The sequence below is a fragment of the Paenibacillus sp. P13VS genome, assembly GCF_015143645.1.
GTDB lineage: Bacteria > Bacillota > Bacilli > Paenibacillales > Paenibacillaceae > Paenibacillus > Paenibacillus xylanilyticus_A.
In genome coordinates this window covers 273,792-297,130 of record NZ_WYEV01000004.1, presented here as the reverse complement: position 1 = coordinate 297,130, position 23,339 = coordinate 273,792, and the positions used below count along the sequence as shown (strand labels likewise).

15 protein-coding genes are annotated in these 23,339 nt (G+C 47.2%); 7 read left to right on the top strand and 8 right to left on the bottom strand.

Annotation, left to right across the window (positions count from 1 at the left end):
• Positions 1-92: 92 nt before the first annotated feature.
• From GUA98_RS11150 to GUA98_RS11140, 3 genes are all read left to right on the top strand, one after another.
• A complete protein-coding gene (locus GUA98_RS11150) occupies positions 93-1,457 on the top strand; it encodes an ABC transporter substrate-binding protein (RefSeq protein ID WP_193723052.1) in 1,365 nt (454 codons plus the stop codon).
• Positions 1,458-1,973: 516 nt separating this feature from the next.
• Positions 1,974-7,502, top strand: coding sequence for an S-layer homology domain-containing protein (locus GUA98_RS11145; RefSeq protein ID WP_227779580.1), 5,529 nt, complete (start codon positions 1,974-1,976; stop codon positions 7,500-7,502).
• A 210-nt stretch (positions 7,503-7,712) separates the two neighbouring features.
• A complete protein-coding gene (locus GUA98_RS11140; protein WP_193723050.1) occupies positions 7,713-7,925 on the top strand; it encodes an immunity 17 family protein in 213 nt (70 codons plus the stop codon).
• 178 nt (positions 7,926-8,103) lie between these two features.
• On the opposite strand, the gene GUA98_RS11135 is transcribed toward GUA98_RS11140, so the two are convergent.
• A complete protein-coding gene (locus tag GUA98_RS11135; RefSeq protein WP_193723049.1) occupies positions 8,104-10,695 on the bottom strand; it encodes a glycine betaine ABC transporter substrate-binding protein in 2,592 nt (863 codons plus the stop codon).
• Positions 10,661-11,890 carry a quaternary amine ABC transporter ATP-binding protein gene (locus GUA98_RS11130; RefSeq protein WP_153977332.1) on the bottom strand — a complete coding sequence of 410 codons (1,230 nt, stop codon included), beginning with the start codon at positions 11,888-11,890 and terminating at the stop codon, positions 10,661-10,663. Before GUA98_RS11130 ends, GUA98_RS11135 begins: the two co-directional genes overlap by 35 nt.
• 494 nt (positions 11,891-12,384) lie before the next feature.
• Here GUA98_RS11130 and GUA98_RS11125 point away from each other — a divergent pair, with 494 nt between their 5' ends.
• Entirely contained in the window at positions 12,385-12,960 is a 576-nt protein-coding gene (locus GUA98_RS11125; protein ID WP_153977333.1) for a GbsR/MarR family transcriptional regulator, read from the top strand.
• 89 nt (positions 12,961-13,049) lie between these two features.
• On the opposite strand, the gene GUA98_RS11120 is transcribed toward GUA98_RS11125, so the two are convergent.
• The 3 genes from GUA98_RS11120 to GUA98_RS29530 all read right to left on the bottom strand — a co-directional run bounded on the left by GUA98_RS11120 (position 13,050) and on the right by GUA98_RS29530 (position 16,330).
• A complete protein-coding gene (locus tag GUA98_RS11120; protein WP_227779579.1) occupies positions 13,050-14,621 on the bottom strand; it encodes a helix-turn-helix domain-containing protein in 1,572 nt (523 codons plus the stop codon).
• Positions 14,622-14,823: 202 nt separating this feature from the next.
• On the bottom strand, positions 14,824-16,110 hold the full coding sequence (locus GUA98_RS11115) for a DUF5050 domain-containing protein (protein ID WP_193723047.1): 1,287 nt from the start codon (positions 16,108-16,110) through the stop codon (positions 14,824-14,826).
• An 82-nt stretch (positions 16,111-16,192) separates the two neighbouring features.
• Positions 16,193-16,330: a hypothetical protein gene (locus GUA98_RS29530; protein WP_227779578.1), complete on the bottom strand. Its 138-nt coding sequence runs from the start codon at positions 16,328-16,330 to the stop codon at positions 16,193-16,195.
• 20 nt (positions 16,331-16,350) lie between these two features.
• Between GUA98_RS29530 and GUA98_RS11110 the strand changes: the two genes are divergently transcribed.
• Positions 16,351-17,337: a Gfo/Idh/MocA family protein gene (locus tag GUA98_RS11110; protein WP_193723417.1), complete on the top strand. Its 987-nt coding sequence runs from the start codon at positions 16,351-16,353 to the stop codon at positions 17,335-17,337.
• Here the strand turns inward: GUA98_RS11110 and GUA98_RS11105 are convergent.
• The 3 genes from GUA98_RS11105 to GUA98_RS11095 form a co-directional block, all read right to left on the bottom strand.
• Positions 17,334-18,131, bottom strand: a complete 798-nt coding sequence (locus GUA98_RS11105; RefSeq protein ID WP_227779577.1) for a MurR/RpiR family transcriptional regulator — start codon at positions 18,129-18,131, stop codon at positions 17,334-17,336. The genes GUA98_RS11110 and GUA98_RS11105 overlap by 4 nt on opposite strands.
• A 117-nt stretch (positions 18,132-18,248) precedes the next feature.
• Positions 18,249-19,082 carry an ABC transporter permease subunit gene (locus GUA98_RS11100; protein WP_193723046.1) on the bottom strand — a complete coding sequence of 278 codons (834 nt, stop codon included), beginning with the start codon at positions 19,080-19,082 and terminating at the stop codon, positions 18,249-18,251.
• Positions 19,075-19,980 carry an ABC transporter ATP-binding protein gene (locus GUA98_RS11095; protein ID WP_193723045.1) on the bottom strand — a complete coding sequence of 302 codons (906 nt, stop codon included), beginning with the start codon at positions 19,978-19,980 and terminating at the stop codon, positions 19,075-19,077. Before GUA98_RS11095 ends, GUA98_RS11100 begins: the two co-directional genes overlap by 8 nt.
• A 453-nt stretch (positions 19,981-20,433) precedes the next feature.
• Here GUA98_RS11095 and GUA98_RS11090 point away from each other — a divergent pair, with 453 nt between their 5' ends.
• Complete coding sequence (locus GUA98_RS11090) at positions 20,434-22,269, top strand: HSP90 family protein (protein WP_193723044.1); 1,836 nt, start codon at positions 20,434-20,436, stop codon at positions 22,267-22,269.
• Positions 22,269-23,324 (top strand): hypothetical protein, encoded by a 1,056-nt coding sequence (locus GUA98_RS11085; protein ID WP_193723043.1) that lies wholly within the window; start codon positions 22,269-22,271, stop codon positions 23,322-23,324. Before GUA98_RS11090 ends, GUA98_RS11085 begins: the two co-directional genes overlap by 1 nt.
• Positions 23,325-23,339: the final 15 nt, after the last annotated feature.

Genomic DNA, 23,339 nt, shown 5'->3' with positions numbered 1-23,339 from the left:
AATCTGAAGAACGATTCGTGACCGCAACGGCCACCTTGCAGAATTCCCAAGATTGATTTTTGAAATGAGCCACAAATAAAAGGAGAGAGATTATGCGTTTGAAAAAAAGAGGCACATTTGCATTGATGTTGGCTGCACTCATGTTGGTTATATCCGCCTGCGGCGGCAAAACAGAGACAAGCAGTCCGGTAAGTGGAGCTCAAGCGGATGCGGCAGCTGCTGAGCCGACTCAACTGACGTGGTGGCATTCCATGTCCGGAGCAGGGGAGAAAGCCATTAACCAGCTCGCTTCCGATTTCAATGCAAGCCATCCGGATATTCAGGTAAAAGCAATCTATCAAGGGAAATACGATGAGAGTCTAAACAAGCTGAAAGCATCCATGGGATCGGACAGCGGTCCGGACATCATCCAGGTATACGAGATCGGCAGCAAGTTTATGATCGATTCAGGCATGATCACACCAGTACAGAATTTTATCGACAAAGACAAGTTCGACCTGTCCCAACTGGAGCCGAATATCATCCGTTATTACACGATTGATGGCAAACTGAACGCCATGCCTTTCAACACCTCGAACCCGATTCTATACTACAACAAAGATATGTTTAAGGCAGCAGGTCTTGACCCAGAGAATCCGCCGAAGACGTATGAAGAGTTTGAACAAGCGGCGAAAGCACTGGCGAAAGACGGCAAGCCGGGTGCATCCATGGCCATCTACGGCTGGTTCATGGAGCAGTTCTTCGCAAACCAGAATGCAGATTATGTAAACAATGGTAACGGAAGAGATGGCGCTGCGACAGAATCTCTCTTGAATGCTGAAGCGGGTGTGAAGACACTGACATGGTGGAAAAAGATGATTGATGAGAAGACACTCTCTAATCTGGGTCGCAGCACAGATGATACCACGGCGGCATTTACCGCAGAGCAAATTGGTATGACACTGGATTCCACCGCTGGTTTGCGCAAAATTGTGGAAGGTGCTGGTGGCAAGTTTGAGCTGGGAACAGGCTTCTTGCCTCGTCCGGCAGATGCCAAAGAAGGCGGCGTGGTTGTAGGCGGGGCAAGCTTGTACATCATGAACAACAAGTCGGAAGCACAGCAGCAGGCTGCTTGGGAATTCATCAAGTACCTGGCGACACCTGAAGTACAAGCCAACTGGAGTGTTGCGACAGGATACTTCCCAATTACGACAGCAGCCTACGATCAGCAAGTATTAAAGGATAATATGGCGAAGTACCCGCAATTCCAGACAGCAGTCGACCAATTGCACGCTTCCGCTGATTCGACAGCAACATCCGGGGCGGTAATGGGCGTATTCCCGGAGGCTCGACAACTTGTCGAAGGAGCGATTGAGACTGTACTAAACGGACAAGGTACACCGCAAGAAGCACTCGATGCTGCTGCGAAACAAATTACAGACAAGATTGCCCAGTATAACAGTACTGTGAAGAAATAAGAAAAAGCGTACAAATCGAACCGGATCATCCGTTAGGTACAGTATCGAAGTTTTATATAACAACACAGCGTATGCGGCGCTCTTGATGGAACGTCGCATCGTTTTGCTGTGTCTAAAAGCTTGATCAAGATTCGGGTTAACACTTCTTTGAATATTAAAATGTTATCAGTTTATGTCGAGAAAAATATTTGATTAAAACCTTATGTAATAATACCTAACTTGAAATAGTCAAATGCGCATGGTTTATTGAATATTTAGAGTCATAAAGTCACATTTTTTATTGAAATGTGGTCCTGTAATTGGTTTCAAAACACGATTTATTAAAACAGTGTAAAGTATATGTACTAATTTATATCAAACAACAAGAATTTGGTTTACATCATAAAGGAGTTCAGTTATCTTATATTTGAACCAATGTACAAGCTCTTTGAACAAATGATTGCAAATTCGAGACATGGGGGTAGGAAAAGGATGCATAGTAAGCAAATAAGGAGTTGGCTCAGATTATTTTTAGCCATGGTGCTGCTGATTACAGGGGCTATTCCGGCTGGGTTATTTAACAGCAAGGCAGCTGCAGCGGATGAACCGTTGACGGTCGCTCAGGCACTATCTATGGAATCAAATGATTCATCCGCTACGGTGGAAGGTTATGTCGTAGGAACGTTTAGTAATGGTCCAAACGTCAATCTGAATTCACCTTTTACACTGGACACTAATTTTGCAATCGCTGATAGCCCTGAAGAAACCAATATCAGCAAGATGATGCCTGTTCAGGTGCCTACATCTGCTCCCCGAAGCGTTTTCGGACTACAAAGTAATCCTTCCTTGTATAAATCCAAAGTTCGTATTAACAATGGCACGTTATCTCAATACTTTAGTTCTAAAGGGATACGCTCCGTTGCCTCAACTACTACCTTCCAACTGATTGATGAGACGCCTGAAACCAAAGTGGCAAACGTTACCGCTAATCCCTCCTCAGGAACGGTTCCAGCTGGAACAAAGGTTACTCTTGCAACAACCACAGTTGGTGCCGCAGTCTACTACAAGCAAAAGGATGACACTGATTATCTCCCATACACCGTTCCCATTAAAGTAAATGATGCAACTTATATTGAAACCTATGCAGCAAAAGACGGTCTAGAAAATAGTGATGTTACCAATTTCGATTATACGATCGTGGATAATACACCGATCTCCATCTCCAGTGCCAGAAACCAATCGGAGAACACCCAGGTTACCGTTCAAGGGATTGTGACCTACCGCGAAGAGTCTGGAGGTATGGCCAATCTGTATATTCAGGATGAGAATGCCGGAATCGTCGTTCGTGGAACGGATTCCACAGTAGAGCCGGGAGACCGTATTGAAGCATATGGCCCAATCACTATTTATAATGGTTTGCTTCAGATAGAGAAAGACAAGGCCGGGTTCCCAGGCGGTTACATCAAAATTCTGGACAAGAATCAAGAAATTCCAGCACCGATCAATCTGACATCCAAAGACTTCATGCCGGCTGAGGGCGGAGGCAAGGGTGCAGGCGGTATATTTGAGGGGATGCTTGTCGAAGTGAATGAAGTCACAGTGACAAGAAGCAGCAGTTCTACCTTTTATGCGACAGATGCCGATGGTGCAGAAATCACGATCTATGCGAAGAATAGTCCAACCGCACTGGCAGCAGGCAAAACATACGAAAAAGTGACAGGCGTCATGACATATCACACAAGCTATGGCCTTGAGCTGATTCCACGTACAGCAGCAGATGTTGTCGAAAATTTGCTCTCCGTAACAGCCAGTGCCCCGTCGGGTGGTATTGTCAAAGGATCAACCGTGACTCTATCCTCACCAACAGCAGGAGCGGAAATTTATTACACGGTTGATGGAACAGAACCCACCCAAACATCTACACCTTATAGTGGCCCGATCACAGTAGACGAAGATACGGTTGTTAAAGCGATCGCCGTATCAGGCGGAAACACAAGTGATGTATATAGCTTTGCTTACACCGTTCTTCAGGAACTGGACAACCTGAGAATTCACGATATACAAGGAGCATCTCATAAATCCCTGTATGATGGTCTGGCTGTCCAAAATGTTGAAGGTATCGTGACTCATGTTGTCAATGCAAGTTCGTTCTATATGCAGGAGATTCCTGGCATGGAAGATGACGACATAAAAACATCTGAGGGTATCCTTATTTATAAATCCACTCACGGCATGGTGGTAGGAAACAAAGTCAGCGTATCCGGTCAAGTGAAGGAATATGCGACAGCAACGACGGAGCTGGCAACAACAGAAATTGTTGCTACAGGGATTACGGTTGAAGGTGAAAATCAGACGCTGCCCGAGCCTGTTATCCTTGGGAAGAATGGCCGTATGATTCCTACCGTAATTGATTCGGATCAGTTCGGTGAGTTTAATCCGGATGTGGATGCAATCGACTTTTACGAGAGTTTGGAAGGCATGAGAGTACAGCTTGATCAAGCCACGATTATCGGTCCGTATTCCAGTGAACCAGGACTGGCAGTCGTAGTAGATAATGGTGAAAACAATCCGTTACGAACGCCTGCAGGGGGAGTTATTCTGACTGGAGATGGGGCCGAACCATTCGAGAGCTCCCTGAATCCACAGCGGCTGTTTATCAATAAAAAGCCTTCTCAGGCTGTTAAAACGGGGGACAAGCTTGCGGATTCTGTCCAAGGTGTGATGACTTACGCTAACGGCAATTATAAGGTAGCTCCGGAAGGGGATTTGCCGGCAATTATTTCGAGTGACCTTAAACAGGCAACAACGGTAATTGAGCAAGCTGATGATAAACTGACGATTGCAACCTTCAACGTGGAGAATTTCAGCCAGAAGGATGCTGCAAGAGCAGTGAAAATCGGTAGTATTGTGGTTAACAACCTCAAGAATCCTGATGTTATTGGTATCATGGAAGTGCAGGATAACGATGGAGCAACGGACAGTGGAACAACTGCTGCGGATGCGAGCTTCCAGACCTTAATTGATGCAATTGCTAGTAATGGTGGTCCTACTTATAAGTACACGGATATTGCTCCGGTAAACAATTTGGATGGTGGGGCTCCGGGTGCCAACATTCGTGTAGGATTCCTGTACAACGAGGCGCGAGTTTCTTTGAAACAAGGAACTAAGGGAGATGCTACAACAGCGATCCAAGTGGAATCGGATGGAACACTGTCCCTGAATCCAGGGCGTATTGATCCCACAAACGATGCATTTGCCAGCTCACGTAAACCTCTAGCAGCTGAGTTCGAATTTAATGGAGAACGAGTAGTTGTGATCGCGAATCACCTTAATTCCAAAGGTGGCGATCTGAAGCCTTATGGTAGTATTCAGCCTGCGACACGAAGCAGTGAAATTCAGCGTGCCAGACAGGCAGCGGCTGTGAATGGTTTTGTGAAAGAACTCTTGGATAAAGATCCTGACGTAAATGTAGCTGTGCTTGGGGATTTCAATGACTTCCAGTTCTCCAAGACTTTGAATATCATCGAAGGCAACGAACTGGACAATCTGGTGAATAAGCTGCCAGAAAATAAACGCTATTCCTACATCTATGACGGTAATTCACAAACACTGGACCACATTTTGGTGAGCAAAAATCTGTCTGAAACGGCAGCCATTGAAGTGGTGCATGTGAATGCGGATTTTGAAACAGCGGATGGACGCGTCAGTGACCATGATCCACTGCTTGCACAATTGAGCATCGGCAGCAGTGAAGAAGAGGGCGACTTCAACCTTCGTGTATTGCACACGAATGACACGCACGCGCATTTGGATAACATTCCACGCCGCGTAACGGCGATCAAAGAAACACGCAACGAGAACACCTTGGTGCTGGATGCCGGAGACGTGTTCTCTGGAACCTTGTATTTCAATCTCTTCAACGGTCAAGCGGATCTGGAATTCATGAACATGATCGGATACGACGCAATGACCTTTGGTAACCATGAGTTTGATAAAGGCACAAGCGTGCTGAAGGAATTCATTGAGAAAGCGAAGTTCCCATTCGTTAGTGCCAATATCGACTTTACGAAGGATGCCAACCTGGGCAGCTTATACAAAGATACGATCGGACATCCAGCTGAGAATGCTGAGATCTATCCGGCTATCATTACGGAAGTGGACGGCGAGAAAGTCGGAATCTTCGGCTTAACGACGACAGATACCGTATCCCTGTCCTCACCGGGAGATGATCTGAAATTCGAAAACTACATTGCAAGTGCACAAGCGACAGTTGCCATGCTCGAGCAAGAAGGCATTAACAAAATTATTGCACTGACCCATCTGGGGTACTCGGAAGATCTGAAGCTGGCAGAAGCCGTGGAAGGCATCGACATTGTAGTGGGTGGTCACTCCCATACAATTCTAAGCGAGCCTGTTGTGGTCGAAGCTCATGCTGAACCGATTCTGGTTGTCCAAACGGGAGAATATGATGTGTCTCTGGGTCAACTGGATGTCACGTTCGATGCAGAGGGTGTATTGAAAACGTGGAACGGCAAATTGCTGAGCCTGGATGCCAAGGATTCTGCGGGTAAATATGTATACCAAGATGACCCGGCAGCAAAAGCCAAGCTGGCAGAATATGCACCACTGCTGGAAGATTTCAAGAAAGAAGTCATCGGTAAAACGAACGTATTCCTTGATGGAGAACGTGGTAACGTGCGCAAGCAGGAAACCAACCTGGGTAACCTTATGACAGACGGTATGCTGGAAAAAGTGAAATCCATCGTTAAGGAAAACGACGTGAAAGGATATGTAGCCATCCAAAACGGCGGTGGTATCCGGGCATCGTTCCAGAAAGGTGACATTACGTTGGGCGACCTGCTCACCGTGATGCCATTCGGTAACAATCTGTCTGCACTGAAAATGACAGGTAAGGAAATTACAGCTGCTCTCGAAAATGGTGTGAGTGGTGTGGAAACAGGAGAAGGACGCTTCCCACAAGTATCGGGCATGCGCTTCTACTACGATTCTACCAAACCGGGCGAGAAAATTGATTCTGCGACCAATACCGTGACGCAAGTAGGTCAACGCGTACTGAAAGTGCAAATCAAAAATGCGGATGGTACGTACACGGATATCGATCCAAACGGATATTACATCGTGGCAACGAACTCCTTTATGGCGAATGGGGGAGACTTCTACCGCTCCATGAGAGCAGCGAAGGATGCCAACCGATTCTACGAACTCAACCTGGTAGACTATGAGGTCTTCCATGAGCATCTGGATCGAGTGGGTGTAGTTAATCAGACAACAGAAGGACGCAGTACGGATCTGAAAGGAGCTCCGCTTCCAGGTGACGGAAATGGAAGCAATCCTGGGAATGGCGGTGGCAACAATGGCGGCAATCCGGGCAGTGGCAATAGTGGTGGAGGCACAACGACACCAACAACACCAACAACCCCGGTAACGCCAACCAATCCGACCACTCCAACGACACCAACAACGCCATCCGTTCCGGGTAATGGAAATGGTGGAACGACAACACCGAATCCGGGCGTCATTCTGAAGGATATCGTTAATCACTGGGCAGCAGCTGCAATCGAACAGGCCATTTCCCGGGGAATTGTGAACGGATATGCAGACGGTAATTTCCGTCCGAATGCTTCGGCTACACGTGCTGAATTTGCAGTAATGCTTGCGAGAGCATTCGAGCTTCCAGCCAGCAGCAAAGCGTTAACGTTCAAGGATGCTGATAAAATCCCGGCGTGGGCACAATCGTTTATAGCTCAGGCAGTTGAGCAAGGCATTATCAGCGGATATACCGATGAGACATTCCGTGCATCAGGCAACGTATCACGTGTGGAAATGACAGTCATGCTGGTAAGAGCGCTGGGACTTCCGATCGAATCCAATGCCACGTTAAGCTTCACAGATGCAAATCAAGTTCCGGCATGGGCAGTTCCTTACATTGCAGCAGCTTATGAAGCTGGATTGATTAAGGGCACAGGCAATAACAGGTTTAATCCACTTGTAAATGCGACCCGTGCAGAAGTGGTGACGCTGCTGATGTCGGCAAGTGAGCTATAACCAGATCCGTATTAAAGAAATGATGCTTCGTAATCAGAAGCAGGTCAGGTTTGTTCAAATCCCTACAAATCTCAAAAGAGTTTAATTTCTAGCACTCAATTCAACGGCTTGCAGATCACAATCTGTAAGCCGTTTTTTACTATTTAATTACTGTTCATTTTCACCATGAGCGAGTATAGTAAACAGGATTATATTGGAAGGGGTGATGATATGCAGGATCAACCGATCTTGCTTGCATTGGTTGCCATAATCGCAGGGATTTTCAGCATGTTGGGTGGTATGAAGAATTGGGATTGGTTCATGAGTACCTTTCAGGCAGGACTTTTCGTGAAAACGATTGGGCGACAGGCAGCAAGGGTAGTCTATGGCATTTTGGGTGTAATACTCATTACAATTGGTGTGTTATTGTTACTTATCGGATAAAGAAATAGTTCAGTTCAAAGTATACCTACATAGCTCCATTAGAAGTACATCTCATATGAGATCTAGCATTAATGAATTCAGCCTGCTCGAATTTCCGGAAAAAGCAGCAAATAAAAAAGACCACCGAATTTTTCGGTGGTCTTTTTTCCAAATTGAGGTTGATTCAACTCGATTTGGTTTAATTATCTTTTAAATCGTTAATGGATTGAACATCCATATACGCAGGGACAACAAGTCCGGTTTTGACACCTGTCATGTTGGCACCCAGATCATCGATCTGATCTTTATATTTTTCCCAGTAGTCTGCATGGGTGAGCGGGAGCCAAGCAGCGGGTGAAGCATCAACATCACCTGTGGCTACCCCGGTCCACATCGGACCAGCTTCGACTTGCAGGGCATTGACGGTATAACCCAGTTCTGTCTCAAGCACGTATTTTAGCAGGTTGGTGCTTGCAATTTCCGAGTCCCATGCAACATAACCGAGACGAAGGGTTTTACCATTAACAGGCGTCAAACCTTTTGTCCATTCGCTAATTTGATCTGCATGTTTTTCAGCATAATCCTTAGCTGCCTGTTCTGGTGAAGTGCCACCCTGGATGGCGATCATCATCTCGCCCATGTCGTCCGAGGTCCATTGGAAACGGGACAGGAATTCATAGGCAACAGGTTGATCCTCTTTCAGTCCCTTGCGTGCAATGGTATGAATCTCTTCAGCGTCACCGAACACCTTGTCAGGATCATCCAGATACTTCAGGTCATATTGATTGAACATCCAGTGTGGTGTCCAGCCTGTAATGATAATGGGCTCTTCATTTTTGAAGGCTTTATCGAGTGTAGCTGTCATGGCTGCACCGGAACCTTCAACGAGGTTCCAGTTGGACAGACCGTAATGTTCAATAGCACTTGCTGTGGATTTCATGATGCCGGCACCTGGATCGATACCGATGATCTGATGGTTCACTTCATCACCTACATTGGCATTCGCCGTTGGCGCGGAGGAAGCAGCTCCAGTTTCCAGATCTTCAATCGAATTCACGTCCGTCATGTATGAAGGAACAACGAGACCGGTACGTACACCTGTCATGTTGGCTCCGAGATCTTCCACCTGGTCTTTGTAACGTTCCCAGTAGTCAGCGTGAGTAAGTGGCAGCCAAGCTGCTGGAGAAGCATCGACATCACCTGAAGCAACCCCTGTCCACATCGGTCCGGCTTCGACTTGCAGAGCATTAACTTTATAACCCAGTTTGTTTTCCATCACATATTTCAGCAGGTTGGTACTTGCGATTTCGGAATCCCAAGCCACATAGCTAAGTTTAAATGTGTCGCCGTTAACAGGAGTCAGACCTTTGGTCCATTCAGCAATCTGATCTGCATGTTTCTCAGCATATGCTTTGGCTGCTTCTTCGGGGGATGTGCCATCCTGAATAGCAGTCATCATTTCACCCATTTGATCCGACGTCCATTGGAAACGGGACAGGAATTCGTAAGCAACAGGGTGATCTTCTTTCAGACCTTTACGGGCGATGGTATGAATTTCTTCCGCATCACCGAAAGATTTCTCAGGGTCTTCCAGATATTTCAGATCATATTTGTTGAACATCCAGTGCGGAGTCCAACCTGTAATAATGATTGGTTCCTCATTTTTGATCGCTTTGTCCAGCGTAGCCGTCATGGCTGCACCAGAGCCTTCAATAAGAGTCCAGTCAGTCAGTTTATAGTCTTCGATCGCTTTGGCAGCGGACTTCATGATACCAGCCCCTGGATCGATACCAATAATCTGATAATTGACTTCTTCACCTACAGCATTGGCTGCTGTGTTGTTACCGCCGGCAGATGTAGTATTACCGCCCGTGAAGTATTGGGAGAAACCGGCAACCAGCACCACCAGTGTAGCTGCTGCGGCAATCCAAGCTTTCTGTTTAGAAGATACACGAGAGGTCTTTTTCCGACCAGGCATAAACAGATTTTGCGTGAAACGGTCGAGTACAATCGCGAGTACTACGACAGCCAGACCTGCTTCGAAACCTTTACCAATTTGAAGCTGTGTTACCGCACGATATACTTCCGCACCAATACCCTGTGCACCGATCATGGATGCAATGACAACCATGGACAGCGACAGCATAATTGTTTGGTTGATCCCCGACATGACGGTAGGCAAGGCGAGTGGAAGCTGTACTTTGAACAGTTTTTGCATGGAAGTCGAACCAAATGCATCAGCTGCTTCAACCAGTTCGCCAGAAACCTGTTTGATCCCCAAATGAGTCAGACGAATGGTTGGCGGAATCGCGAAGATAACAGATGCGATAACACCCGGAACGACACCGAGACTAAAGAAGGTTACGGCTGGCAGCAAGTAAACAAATGCAGGCATTGTCTGCATGAAGTCAAGCAGCGGTGTAATAATGCGTGCTGCAGTTTTGCTGTAAGCCAGCCAGATTCCGACCGGAACACCGATCAGAATGGAGATCAGTCCTGATGTGATAACCAGACCGAGTGTGTCCATCGATTGGGACCAGTATCCCAAGTTATCCACGAGCAGGAACCCGATCACCGTAAATAGTGTCAATGGGAGGCGACCCACGAGGAACGCTAAAACACCCAGTATCGCAATGAACAGGAGCGGATGCGGGAGCATGAACAGCCCGGAGAAAAATCCGACAACCTCCTGAATAACAACAGAAATAACTCTAAACAATCCGGAGAGCGAGGAGCTCATCCAGTCAACGATGGATTCAATCCACGACGCTAGTGGTATTTTGGGAATCATTCACAAGTTCCTCCTTTACTGCAACTTCTCCGCTAAGCGCACCCAGCAGGGCACCGCGGACGATAACACCTTGCAGGCGGCCATTTTCACCTACAACCGCGAGAGGCACATGTGCTGAACTTACCATTTCGAACAATTCATGAATCAGGGTCTCAGGTGCCACAGTCGGGCCGTCCGTGATCAGAATGTCGTTCAGTACTTTGTTTTCACGCATCGCACGGGATGCATCATCTGCTGTAATGACACCAAGCAATTTCTTCGAACGGTCAATGACAAACAGGTTGGAAATACCACGTTCGCGCATTAATTCGAGGGCAACACGAGGACCACGGTCAAGCGTAATTGTTTCAGGGCGCCGCATAACATGTGATGCAGTGAGGACTTTGGACAAATCCACGTCTTCGACGAAGCGGGCCACATAAGAGTTGGCCGGTTGAATCATAATTTCTTCCGGAGTACCGATCTGCACGACAGCGCCGTCCTTCATGAGGGCAATACGATCACCGATGCGCAGCGCTTCGTCCAAGTCATGGGTAATGAAAATAATCGTCTTTTTCATTTTATCCTGAAGCTCAATCAGTTCATCCTGCATATCCCGGCGGATCAGTGGATCTAGTGCACTGAACGCTTCATCCATTAAAAGTACTTCCGGGTCATTGGCTAGCGCACGAGCCAAGCCGACACGCTGCTGCATACCACCACTCAGTTCATCTGGCATCTTATCTTCCCAGCCTTTGAGGCCAACCAGTTCAAGTGAGGTTTTCGCTTTTTCCCGGCGAACAGCTTTGTCCACCTTTTGGACTTCAAGTCCATACTCCACATTATCAAGAACGGTACGGTGCGGGAACAACGCAAATTTTTGGAATACCATGCTGATTGTTTTCCGGCGTACTTCGCGCAATTGTTCTTTGTTCATTTTACGTAGATCCTTGCCATGAACGAGAATCTCACCGGATGTTGGTTCAATCAGTCGATTGAACATTCGAACCAGTGTGGATTTACCACTTCCTGAAAGTCCCATGATGACAAAAATCTCACCTTGCTTAATTTCCATGTTGACCCGGTTGACACCAACCGTTATCTGTTTTTCTTTGGCCAACTTTTCTTTGCCCCAACCTTGCTCCAGTAATTGCAGACCTTGCTCGGTTTGGGGGCCAAACAGTTTACTTACATTTTTTACTTCAAGTATGGTCATGTTTTCACCCCTTCTGATGTGTTGTGCACTTCGAACGGCTTTCAGCATCCACAAGCCCATACACTTGTGCGCCCAGCCACGAAATCCGGTAATTGTTGCTTCGCTTCCCGTCTTTCTGGGTAACGTTTTGTATTGTATCAATACTTAACCAGTATATCAACTGAATAAACAGTACATAATGTTTGTACAGTAAAAACTGTACAAAGTTTTCCGTCCAAATGCTCTGTTTTACTCCTTATTATGCCTAATGAGGCAGCTTTACATTTGATATTGCTTTTCCTACAATAGACAATGAGCTAATTTAAGCTGTTTTTTGGTTAAAGATAGTCGTAGGCAGATGCAACCTGGTGAGGTTCCATTTTCATACATTGGGTGAATGAAAGCCCTCTGGCGTATAGGATGTCCGGCCGGATGCTTTCCCATGTAAGCAGGATCTTGTATGGTTGCAATTATTTGTGCCAAGACTGGGAATGTTCAGAATGGAGGTTGCAAGCATGGGCTTGGACCATTTACAAGAAGAACAGCAGGCAACCGTTCTTAGAATCCGTAAACGCGTCATTGAAGCTATCGGACGTAATATGGATCTATACGGTGTTACGCTGTCCACGGGACACTTATATGGATTGCTTTTTTTTGCAGACAAACCAATGACCCTTGACGATATGGGCCGGGAAATGGAAATGAGCAAAACGAGCATGAGTACCGGCGTACGAACACTGCTGGATCTGAAAATGGTAAATAAGGTATGGAGCAAGGGCTCTCGGAAAGACCTATATGAAGTGGAGTATGACTGGCATCAGACGTTTACGGATTATTTTGCGATTAAATGGAGAAAAGCTGTGGAGAGTAACCTTCAGGTGCTGCGCAAGTCCATTGAGGAGCTGAATCGTTTGATTAAAGACCTGGACGAGCAAGCAGATGCCGAACTTCTTCACATTCTAAAGGTAGACAAAAATAAAGTGTTGCAAGCGGAAGCATATTACAAATGGCTGGACCGACTGATCGACACCATGGAAGATGAAGAAATCTATAAGCTGGTTCCGCGGGAAGAGATTCAAGATAACTCTTAAGCAGAACCCAAAAGGCGCTCTCCTATTGAGGCGCCTTTTTGCTGTGTATTTATAATGAAGAAAAAAAATCAGATTTCGTTCCAAATGCATTAGAATTGCCCGATCAGTCCGGCATGAGAGAGGGCCGCGTGCTGCTCTGCGATGTGTATAAGCTCATCCATAATCCGGTGACGTCCCGAAGGTGTCCAGCTCATCATCAGCCAGCTTGAAATATCATGTACATTGCCACCAAGTACAGCAGGCGAACGATTCCATGAAGACGTCTGTTTTAACCGCCGCAGCAATTTTTCGCTGGCAGGATGCATGGAGAGACGATGGATGAACAAGTGATCCGTATCCAGCAGAGGGATGCGCTCAGCAGGGTAATCGACCCATTGGTGTTCTGGCGGAGCAATCTGTGCAGGCTGCAGCCCCAATTCGGTATACAACAATTGGCTCAGGGGATGATTGATCGTACCCTGCAGCCGGATCATTGGAGGCTTAACCTCCACTAGTGTAACCCGTTCATGGTCAAAAAACTGCTGCAGACGTTTGCCCACATCCAGCGTTCTGAATTCAAGCTGTTTGAAATGATCCAAGGCTTGTTTTTCTCGTCCAACCAGCTCGGCAATACGGAAATGAATGTGTTTCCAGTCCTGAACAGGCTCAAGAAGCACGGTTGGCGCAATACTTTTCAGTTTATCGTAATAGGGTTCATGATGGGTGTCGGCAATAATCAGATCAGGCTTGGATTGGCGAAGCTTGTTGAATTGCAATGTGAGCTTATGCTGGTGTTCGTTCTCGCTCAGTTCCTGATCTGTGAATCCGTTTAGCGTCGCATTCGCTTCTAGCCCCAGGGAAGACAAGTTATGTTCCAAGCCCAGAACGGAAGCCGTTGCTACTCGCAATTGTTCTCTCTTCATATATATAGTGGGTGAGATACCGACAGCTTGTTTAAATTTGCGATTAAAATAATACTCATTGCCATAACCTACAGATTCAGCAACATCTTTAATTGAACATGGATCCAGCTGCAATTGTTGTTTGGCTTCTTCAATCCGCAGTCGATTCAGGTAATCTGTTGGCGACATGTCTTTGGCCTTCTTGAAGCTGCGGGAATATGAGCTCGGAGTCAGGCCGGCGATCTTGGCCAGCTGGTCCATACTTATGCCTTCACCCATGAATCGGTGCATATACATAATGCTTCGCTCCAGGGCAGGGTCGACTTTCTCATGATTGGCTTCTAGACGATTCTCGGAAATGTACTGCAACAATTCGTGGAGCTGCGTGTGTATATTAATAAAATGTTCCTGCTGAACGCCCTGATAGGCTGTATATAATTGTTCCATGCGTGCGACCATCTGCTGTTCATGACGAACAGGCATAGGACCCGTTGACCATTGGAAGGGTAGGCAGGGATCAGAAATCATTTTCCATTCACCACGTACTTGCTTCAACTGGACCGTGTTCATCGATAGGAGAATACATTCCGTAATACCGGAGCGGGAGGCAGCCTCAATCGTGGTCCCTTTTTCCAGTACAAATAGTTGATGGGCGCGGGCTTTATGTATTTGATCATTAAGAATCAGGACACCTTCTCCTTGCAAAACAAGACACAGCATAGGCCGGGAAACCGTCTTGCCATGCACACGGAAATTCTCTCCACGGCGTACACGGCACATGGAAGAGAGGAGTGGTAGAGTTGACGTTTCAGAAATGAAGGGAAGCTGTTCATTCATACGGACCATCCTTTTGTCTCATTTTCTTAATGATAACAATTATCATTCTCATATGGAAGACGTTTTTCAAAAATAGTTGTGAACATATAAAAAGAGGATACCAGGAGCCGCAGGGCTGCAAGGTAATCCTCTTTATTTAAGAAATTCAGTTTGGTGTTACCAACAGAATGTCGTCCAGGAATACTTCGCTTAACACTTTATTACCTGAGCCATTCGCCTGGATATGATACAAACGATAGAGGTCTTTGGCGTTAATGTAGAAGATGCCTGGAACGTCATCTCTGAAATGGAAGGTGTCCCATTCATCCCCGACCAGTTTGGTTACTTTGAGCGCCGAACTTACAGCGTAGAGGCCCTTGTCGCCAGAAATGTAGGCAAGTTTTGCGGTGCCATTGGTCAGCTGATCCCCAACGTAATTGACGTTAGACAAATTTAGATTGGTCGTTTTGGTGACCTTGCTGCCAGATACGGTTTTTGCGTACGCTTTTTTACCTGCATCAATGATAACTGCCTTGTCTGTGCCAAGTGCACTTATTTCTCGGATGCTTTTGCTATGAAGCTGGAATGTCTTGCCCGATGTCGTAAGGGCAAAAGCTTTGCCTGTTGCATAGTTGTAATCCTTGTTGCTGTCCAGGCTGATTCCTTTGTTGTACACGTAAAACGAGCTGCTCCAGCCACCGGAGTATACTGCGTTCACGTCCAGCTTGGCTTTTGGATTCACAGCACTCGCCTTGCCTGTACTGTAGTTCACGTTGTACATGACCACAGCATTGGTGGAGTAGTAGGTTTCATAAGGATTGGTGTTAACCATCAGCTGCAGTTTGTTTTTTGCCGGATTCATAAAATAAGTGCTTTCCACTGCGCCTTCAGCAATTCGTTGTACCGTTCCGCTGCCATTTGTAGCTTTGGAGACGATCCAGGTATTGCCGTTAACGAGGGCGTTGTAATACACGCGGCCCTTAATGACAGCGAGCAGCGGGAAATCCGTATCTGCTTTGTCTGCGATCTTTTTAACGGAAGTTCGCTCACCATCACCACTCGCACGATAGATCGAACCTTTCGCATCCATGTAATAGATGAATCCGTTATCCGTATCGTAACGCAGAACGTCGCTTGCAAACGTCTCGGCGGTATCGCGCGATCCGTCATTGGGGACCCGAAGCAGTGTTGTGGAAGTTTCAGATGAAGTGTAGTAGAGGTGAGAACCTGCTGCTACAAGGTCCACACCCTGAAAATCAAGTAAAACTTCTGTCGTATTGCTGCCATCCCCGGATACTTTGTACAATACGCCGTCTGACTCGTAATACACCGTAGATTGATTGAGGGAAGCTGCCTGTGCTGCATTACCTCCACCCCATATTGCTGCAGTGATCAGTGTAAACAACAGGAACGTACTGATCTTGCGCTGCATGCCTGTAAACCATTTGCTCATGTCTCCATCGACACCCTTCATCCATATGTATGTAGTTCGTTTCTTAAATTATATCGGTAAACTAGGGAAAAATTGTTATATCTCAGCTGGCCAATGCCCACACTTTGAAATTGAATTTCACGCTATCCCAAGCCTTGAATCCATTTTCGAATGCTGCGGCCATTCCTTCTCCAAAGCGTTCACCACGAGGCTGCTGCATGATAACATTGCGCTTAGCCAAAGAAGAGGAGTGGAACGATGATGAATATAGCAACGATTGGGACAGGATTTATTGTGGATGCCATTTTATCGGCAATTAATGAAGTGGATGGAGTGAAATGTACAGCCATTTATTCTCGAAAAAGGGAAACAGGAGAGCCGCTTGCAGACAAATATGGAGTGCAGACCATCTACACGGATCTGAACGAGCTCTATGCTGACCCGAATGTGGACTTTATTTACATCGCATCACCCAACAGCATGCATTATGAGCAGGCCTATCAGGCGCTTCAACATGGCAAGCATGTCGTCTGTGAAAAGCCATTTACATCAACGGCCTTGGAAGCCCAAACGCTGATTGAGCTGGCCCGGGAAAAAAATCTGTTCCTGTTTGAGGCCATCTCAAACATCCCTCTTCCTAATTACAACAAGGTGAAGGAGCAGCTGTCCAAACTGGGGAATATCCGGTTCATTCAGTGCAATTACAGCCAGTATTCGAGTAAATACAATCAGCTGCTTGCCGGGGAGAGACCAAATGTATTTAACCCCGAATTCTCCGGTGGTGCACTGATGGATATCAACATCTACAACCTTCATGTTGTCATGAAGATGTTTGGCCGCCCGCAAACCGTATCCTATACAGCCAACCGACACGTCAACGGAATTGATACATCAGGGGTGGTGGTTCTGAAGTATCCCGAGTTTATTGCGGAGTGTGTGGGATGCAAAGATACCAGCAGCTTGAATTTTGTCCTGATCCAGGGGGAGAAGGGATATATTCAAGTTGTGGGAGGAGCCAACGGGTGTCAGGAAATCAAGGTCCAGATTGGGCAGGAGCCCTTGGAGATCATCAATGTGCAGGCACAGTCAAACTGGCTTTATTACGAATGGGAAGCCTTCAGAAATATCTATAATAATAAGGATTACACGAAATGTTATGAGCTCCTCAGCCACAGTCAATCTGTGATGAACATATTGACAGAAGCGCGCAAGGATGCGGGGATTGTCTTTGCTGCCGATCGGGTTTAATAGCTGTCACGAATGCTGCTCATGTACAGGATATCGAAGAGATAAAGTACAGAAACCATAGAGGACATTTTGGCAAGCCTCATTTGTTCATTGTAGTCATAGCTGAGCAGGGTTTCGGTAGATTGTCTGGACAAGCTGGAATGGTGATTACCCGTGATCGCAATGACGTTCTTGTTTTTCCCGTTCAGAATTTTGGCGACATCAACCATCGACTGATTCTCACCGGTATGTGAAATGACGAAGGAAAGTGTGGATACATTGGAATTCATTGTGTTCAAATAATGCATATTCGGACCGTTGTGCGCGATAGCGGAGATGCCCAGTTCATTCCACTTGGTGCAGGCCTGCTGTGCAAGGTAGTAGTTCATATCACTGCCGTAGATATCAATCCGGCCGGATTCCTTCACCCAATTGGCGATTCGCTGCAACATAGAAACGTTCAGCAGACGGCGTGTTTCCTCCAATGCCTGATGATAAAGGTAAGGTACGGAATCCATTGCGGAACGTACATCCTCCATTTCGGTAAAGGGATGATCCGCAGGTGGAAGCGTGGCAGGAGCCCGCTGATAATCGAGGGCAAGCTTTAATTGAAAGTCTGGGTACCCTTGGGTACCCAGCTTTTTGCATAAGCGGACAATGGTTGATGAGCTTGTATAGGTGGCTTGAGCCAGTTCTTGTGCCGTAGATTCAAAAACAACTTCGGGATTGTTCAGAATGTGGTCCACAATATGCTTCTCCTGTGCAGTTAATTGCTGTGCATATTTCATTTTCTGAAGCAGACGGTATTCCATCATTCGTTCCATTCCTTTCTTCGGTCATCCCCAAGTGCATGTCTCCCTATCATAACCTGTCGTTTTTGTTTTCTCAATCGGGCTGCCATTTGCATAGAAACACTTTTGCTGTCACCATGATCAGATCTGACTCTCAGCCAGCTGCTGGCGACTATTCCAGAGTGAAACCAGACGAAGCAGGACCAGGCTGATGAGCAGAAGCGCAGCTCCGATCAGCAGCAGCAATACCGGGCTGATAAGCAGCATTCCGCTTGCCTGACCAGCAATTAGTGCCAGCAGAGGAAGAACGATAAGTCCTCCCAGCTGATAAGCTTCCTGAAATCCACGAACTTTGGCCGAGATCAACACATTGAGCAGAATGACCATAAGACTGCATGACGGAACCACCCACAGCACAAGAATGATCCAATTCCAGTTTGGGAACATCAGGGCTCCGAACATAGGGTACATCAGAATATTGGCAATGATCCCATAGATGAGAAAGGTAATCCAGGACAGCAGTATGGAAGGGATAAGAGCAGCCAGTACTTTGCCTTTGAACAGGGTATCCATGCTGATGGGTGTGAAGAGAAGACCTTCGAGCGTCTTGCGTTCCTTCTCCCCTGCGAAGCTGTTCGCTGTCAGAATGCTGGAGGCCATCACCGGAATGATCAGAAACAGCGGTGCAAACATATATAAGGCCAGATAATAGACAATGCGATGGTTGTCTGTAGCCATGGAGGCCAGTTCCGGGATCTGTCCTGAACTGCTTAAGATATCAAGACTGTCGAGCAGGAATCCGATATTTCCGATGGAACGAAGTTCAACGCGGGAAGAGAGCCATATGAGTATGGCGGGCATGGTAACCCCGATAATGAGTGGAACGATCAGCATGGGGAGCCATAGCTGAATGCTGGCTGTGATGGCCCGAATATCTTTGCGTACCAGTGCTTTTATGGCTTGACGATTATTCATGATGGTGTGCCTCCCTGATGGCAAAATAGATGCTTTCCAGATCACTGCCGATTAGGCGAGCCTGATAGACTTGGCCGTTCGTGGTTAAATATCTGAGCAGCATGGGGATTTCCTCACGGGACTGGAGGTGGAAAATAGCCTTGTCCGCCGAGAGGATCTCCGGATTAAACTCAGCAGCCGCACTCCATCCATCAGCCAAGACGGCCTCTACCTCAAGCCTTGGCGCAGTTAGATAACGATGTATAATCTCCTGCTCCGAGCCTTCTTCAACCTTGCGTCCCTTATCCATGAAAATATATCGATCACATACGGCTGAGAGTTGGGACAGGACATGCGAAGAGACCAGAATGGTCATGTTCTCCTCACGGTTCATCCGGCGAATGATCCGGAGTACCATCTGAATCCCATCAGGGTCCAGGCCATTGGTCGGCTCATCCAGAAATAGAATGGAAGGGCGATGAAGCAGAACTCGGGCAAGGCCGAGCCGTTTCTTCATGCCTGTGCTGTAGGTGCCCACTTTGCGGTGCTGATACTCCTGTAATTCGAACAGCTCTACCAGCTCGTCAATTCGTTTGGATTGCTGCTGTACACCAAAGGCATCTGCGAAGAAAACGAGATTGTCGCGTCCGCTCATATTTTCATACAGTCCACTCTGTTCCGTGAGTGTGCCGCACATGGCCAGCACCTTCTCCGCATGGGTGGAGGGATCCAATCCGTTAATCGTTACGGATCCGCTTGTTGCCCCAAGGACACCGTTTATAATGCGGATCAGGGTTGTTTTGCCTGAACCGTTGGGGCCGATTAATCCGGTCACGCTGCCTGGTTCAATCGTGAAGCTGACATCACGCAGGGCCTGGTGCTCCATAAATTGTTTGGATATGCTGCGAACTTCAATCATATGCCTTCACCATCCGTTCTCCATTTGAAGATGATACGTTTAGCAGGACAATATCGTTCAAATGGATTGTAAAAAATATTATTCGGTCCAAAGTCCCACGGAGAAAAGGGCATTTCCGCCCTAAAGTCCGGGAAAATCGGGTCTCAGGTTTGTTTTCTCATTCTCCTGTTCATTGTATTGTGGTAAAAAGGATGCAATATCCCGTTTCATTGCCATCCATAATGAGGTAATAAAAGGGAAGGCCTTATACATATGATGTATGCCTGAATATTCATCTAACGCCGGTCTTGGTAACCACCAGGGCCGGCTTGGCGTGGTCGTTTGGCATTTTCAGGTGTGAAATGCCGATGTCTTAGAGTTACATATTTGATATCTTATAATTCGTCTAACACATTGTATGTACACATATGAAGTCGAGGTTCTGTGTGTGTTGGACCAGGAAGGTGAACAAAAATGGCAGCATCCAATGAGTATCGTTTTCAGGTCAATCTGAGTGGCATGATTCAGATCTTATCGAATCATCTCTATAGCAGTCCCAAAGTTTTCTTGCGTGAGCTGATGCAGAACGCGACCGATGCCATTACAGCACGAAGTGAGGCAGAGCCCGGATTTCAAGGCGAAGTGCGCGTAGAGCTGACAGGTACAGGTGAACAGTTAACGATGATGGTGGAGGATAACGGCATCGGCTTAACCGAAGCTGATATTCACGAATTTCTGGCGATGATCGGACAATCGTCGAAGCGTGGGCAGCAAGCCCTGCTGGATGGAGAGACTTCTTTTATCGGACGATTCGGGATCGGGCTGTTGTCCTGCTTCATGGTGAGCAATGAGATCGTCATGCTGACCCAATCCGCGAAGGGAGGACCTTCGATGGAATGGCGCGGCAAGCCGGATGGAACCTATACCATTCGCCAGCTTGAGACCCAGTTATCTCCGGGGACCAAAGTGTATTTGCGCTGTACGCCGGATGCCGCCCATTATTTTGAACCGGAATATGTGAAGGAAGCTTTGTTCTATTATGGGGCCTTGTTACCTTATCCCGTGACGCTTCAGAGCGAAGGTGTACAGGACATCGTCAATGCCGATTCGCCTGTGTGGCTTACGCAGCCGGAACTTGCCAAAGGGCGCAAAGCGGAGGTGCTTGCATTTGGTGGACGCCTGCTTGGAGAGACGTTTGAAGATTTCATCCCACTGACGACAGCTTCCGGGCGTACCGGAGGGATTGCATTTGTGCTTCCACATGCCGTTAATCTGAATGCCAAGCGTTCTCACCGGGTGTATTTGAAGCGGATGCTGATCTCGGAGAAGGCAGAGAATATTTTGCCGGATTGGGCTTTCTTCGTGAAATGTCTGATCTGGACCGATGAGCTTCAACCAACGGCTTCGCGTGAACATTTTTATGAAAATGAAAAGCTGGAAGAAGTACGCTCCGAACTTGGCGATGCCCTTCGTCAAGGACTGTCCGATATGGCGGAGAACCAGACAGAGCGCCTGAAGAAGCTCATACATCTGCATGCACTCTCCATGAAGGCACTGGCTGTGCAGGATCAGGATTTTTATGCAATGATATATCGCTGGCTGCCATTTGAGAGCACACGGGGCCACCGGGAGCTGGGGGAGTTAATGGCTGAAGGAGAGACGTTATACTTCACGACTACAGTGGATGAGTATCGTCAGATTCACCACGTCGCGTCTGCGCAATCCCTGCTCGTTATTAATGGCGGATACATCTATGACAACGAATTGATGGCGTCACTGCCACTTGCGGTACAAAATGTGCATACCGAGCGACTGCAGCCGGATCAGGTTTCGCTTAGCTTCACGGATGTACCACCAGCCCAGCGCAATGATTACTATGATGCACTGCGTCTGGCGGATTCGGCTCTCCAGCGCTTTCGCTGCCGTGCCGAGGTGAAGGGGTTCAAACCGGAAGACCTGCCTGTACTGTTCACGCTATCGCAGGAATCTTCTACCCTTCGTGCATTGGAAAAGGCAAGTGAGGAGAGTACAGAACTGTTCTCTTCCGTACTGGGCTCATTATCCTCTGGCATCAGCTCTACTGGCTACTCCACCTTGTATCTGAATGTAAATAATCCAATCATTCAGCGCGTGTTAACGACACCAGATAGCCAAATGACGCCGATTGCCATTGAGATGCTCTATGTGAATGCACTAATGATGGGTCACTATGCCATGAACCGGCAGGAGCTTGAGGTGCTGAATCAAGGCATCGTTCGTTTTATTGACTGGGGTTTACGCGCAAATACGGATCGTAAGGGGGATGCCTGATGAATACAGAGATGGATTTCGAGAGATTGATGGACGAGGCCTATGGCTTGCCTAACGGTACAGCGAAACTGGGTATGCTTGAAGAAGCAGCCAGAGTGGCCGACGTAAATGGCATGGAGGAAGAGGCATACGAAGCTCGATCCGAGATTGTGGAAACAGCCACGTTCTGCGGATATCCCATGAAAGCACTTATCGCTTTTTCCTGGCAGCTTGGCAAGTTTGATCAGCAGCCTGAGCGCTATGATGAAGAGACATTAATGTGGTCGTACAAATGGATCCTGGGCGAACTCTCCAGTTTCCCCGAGGTCTCTCGCGATAAGATGATGGAGCTGCTGGAGGACTTTGGACGACGTTTCAAATCCTTTGGCTACAGTGATCGTTCATACTGGTATTATCGTTTCCGCATATTCATGGATCTTGGTGACCTGGAGGAAGCAGGAAGCAGTTATGCCAAGTTCAGAACAATGGACCGTGACTTTATGAGTGATTGTGAAGCATGCGAACAGGATGAAATCATGCGTTACTGGATTCTAAAAGGAGACGATGAGCAGGTTCTGGAGGCGGCCAAACCGATCTTAAAGGGACGTATGAGCTGCGCTGAAATCCCGCACCTGACGTTATCCGAAGTCCTGATGCCGCTATACCGTCTCGGACGGATTGAGGAAGCGAACAAGCATCAGCAGAAAGGGTACCGGATGATCAAGGGCCAAAATGATTTTGTACAGAGCTTCGCCGAACAGATGGATTATCTGGCACGAACCAACCCGTCGAAGGGAATTGATGTGTTGGAAGAAAGTCTGGTACTGGCCGCCGATCATGAAGATCCTTTTGCCAAAATGATGTTCTACGCCAGAGCAGCTCAGCTGCTGCGCCGCTGGGTAGAGGAATCGCCAGGATACCAATTGCGCCTTCCTGCTTCTTTCCCGTATGAAGGAGACCCTGGAGACTTGCATGCTTTGGCTAATTATTTTGAGGGTTATGCTAAGGCGGCAGCGGAGAAATACGATCAACGGAATGGCAATCATCATGTCTCTTCGTTGCTCGCCAACGTGTAACATAACATGGTAAAA

Coding starts and splice junctions, on each gene's coding strand:
- GUA98_RS11145 (WP_227779580.1), top strand. CDS start 1,974: ATGGTGCTGCTGATTACAGGGGCTATTCCGGCTGGGTTATTTAACAGC.
- GUA98_RS11135 (WP_193723049.1), bottom strand. CDS start 10,695: ATGATTCCCAAAATACCACTAGCGTCGTGGATTGAATCCATCGTTGAC.
- GUA98_RS11085 (WP_193723043.1), top strand. CDS start 22,269: ATGAATACAGAGATGGATTTCGAGAGATTGATGGACGAGGCCTATGGC.
- GUA98_RS11130 (WP_153977332.1), bottom strand. CDS start 11,890: ATGACCATACTTGAAGTAAAAAATGTAAGTAAACTGTTTGGCCCCCAA.
- GUA98_RS11150 (WP_193723052.1), top strand. CDS start 93: ATGCGTTTGAAAAAAAGAGGCACATTTGCATTGATGTTGGCTGCACTC.
- GUA98_RS11110 (WP_193723417.1), top strand. CDS start 16,351: ATGAATATAGCAACGATTGGGACAGGATTTATTGTGGATGCCATTTTA.
- GUA98_RS11100 (WP_193723046.1), bottom strand. CDS start 19,082: ATGAATAATCGTCAAGCCATAAAAGCACTGGTACGCAAAGATATTCGG.
- GUA98_RS11115 (WP_193723047.1), bottom strand. CDS start 16,110: ATGAGCAAATGGTTTACAGGCATGCAGCGCAAGATCAGTACGTTCCTG.
- GUA98_RS11140 (WP_193723050.1), top strand. CDS start 7,713: ATGCAGGATCAACCGATCTTGCTTGCATTGGTTGCCATAATCGCAGGG.
- GUA98_RS11120 (WP_227779579.1), bottom strand. CDS start 14,621: ATGTGCCGTGTACGCCGTGGAGAGAATTTCCGTGTGCATGGCAAGACG.
- GUA98_RS11105 (WP_227779577.1), bottom strand. CDS start 18,131: ATGATGGAATACCGTCTGCTTCAGAAAATGAAATATGCACAGCAATTA.
- GUA98_RS11090 (WP_193723044.1), top strand. CDS start 20,434: ATGGCAGCATCCAATGAGTATCGTTTTCAGGTCAATCTGAGTGGCATG.
- GUA98_RS11125 (WP_153977333.1), top strand. CDS start 12,385: ATGGGCTTGGACCATTTACAAGAAGAACAGCAGGCAACCGTTCTTAGA.
- GUA98_RS11095 (WP_193723045.1), bottom strand. CDS start 19,980: ATGATTGAAGTTCGCAGCATATCCAAACAATTTATGGAGCACCAGGCC.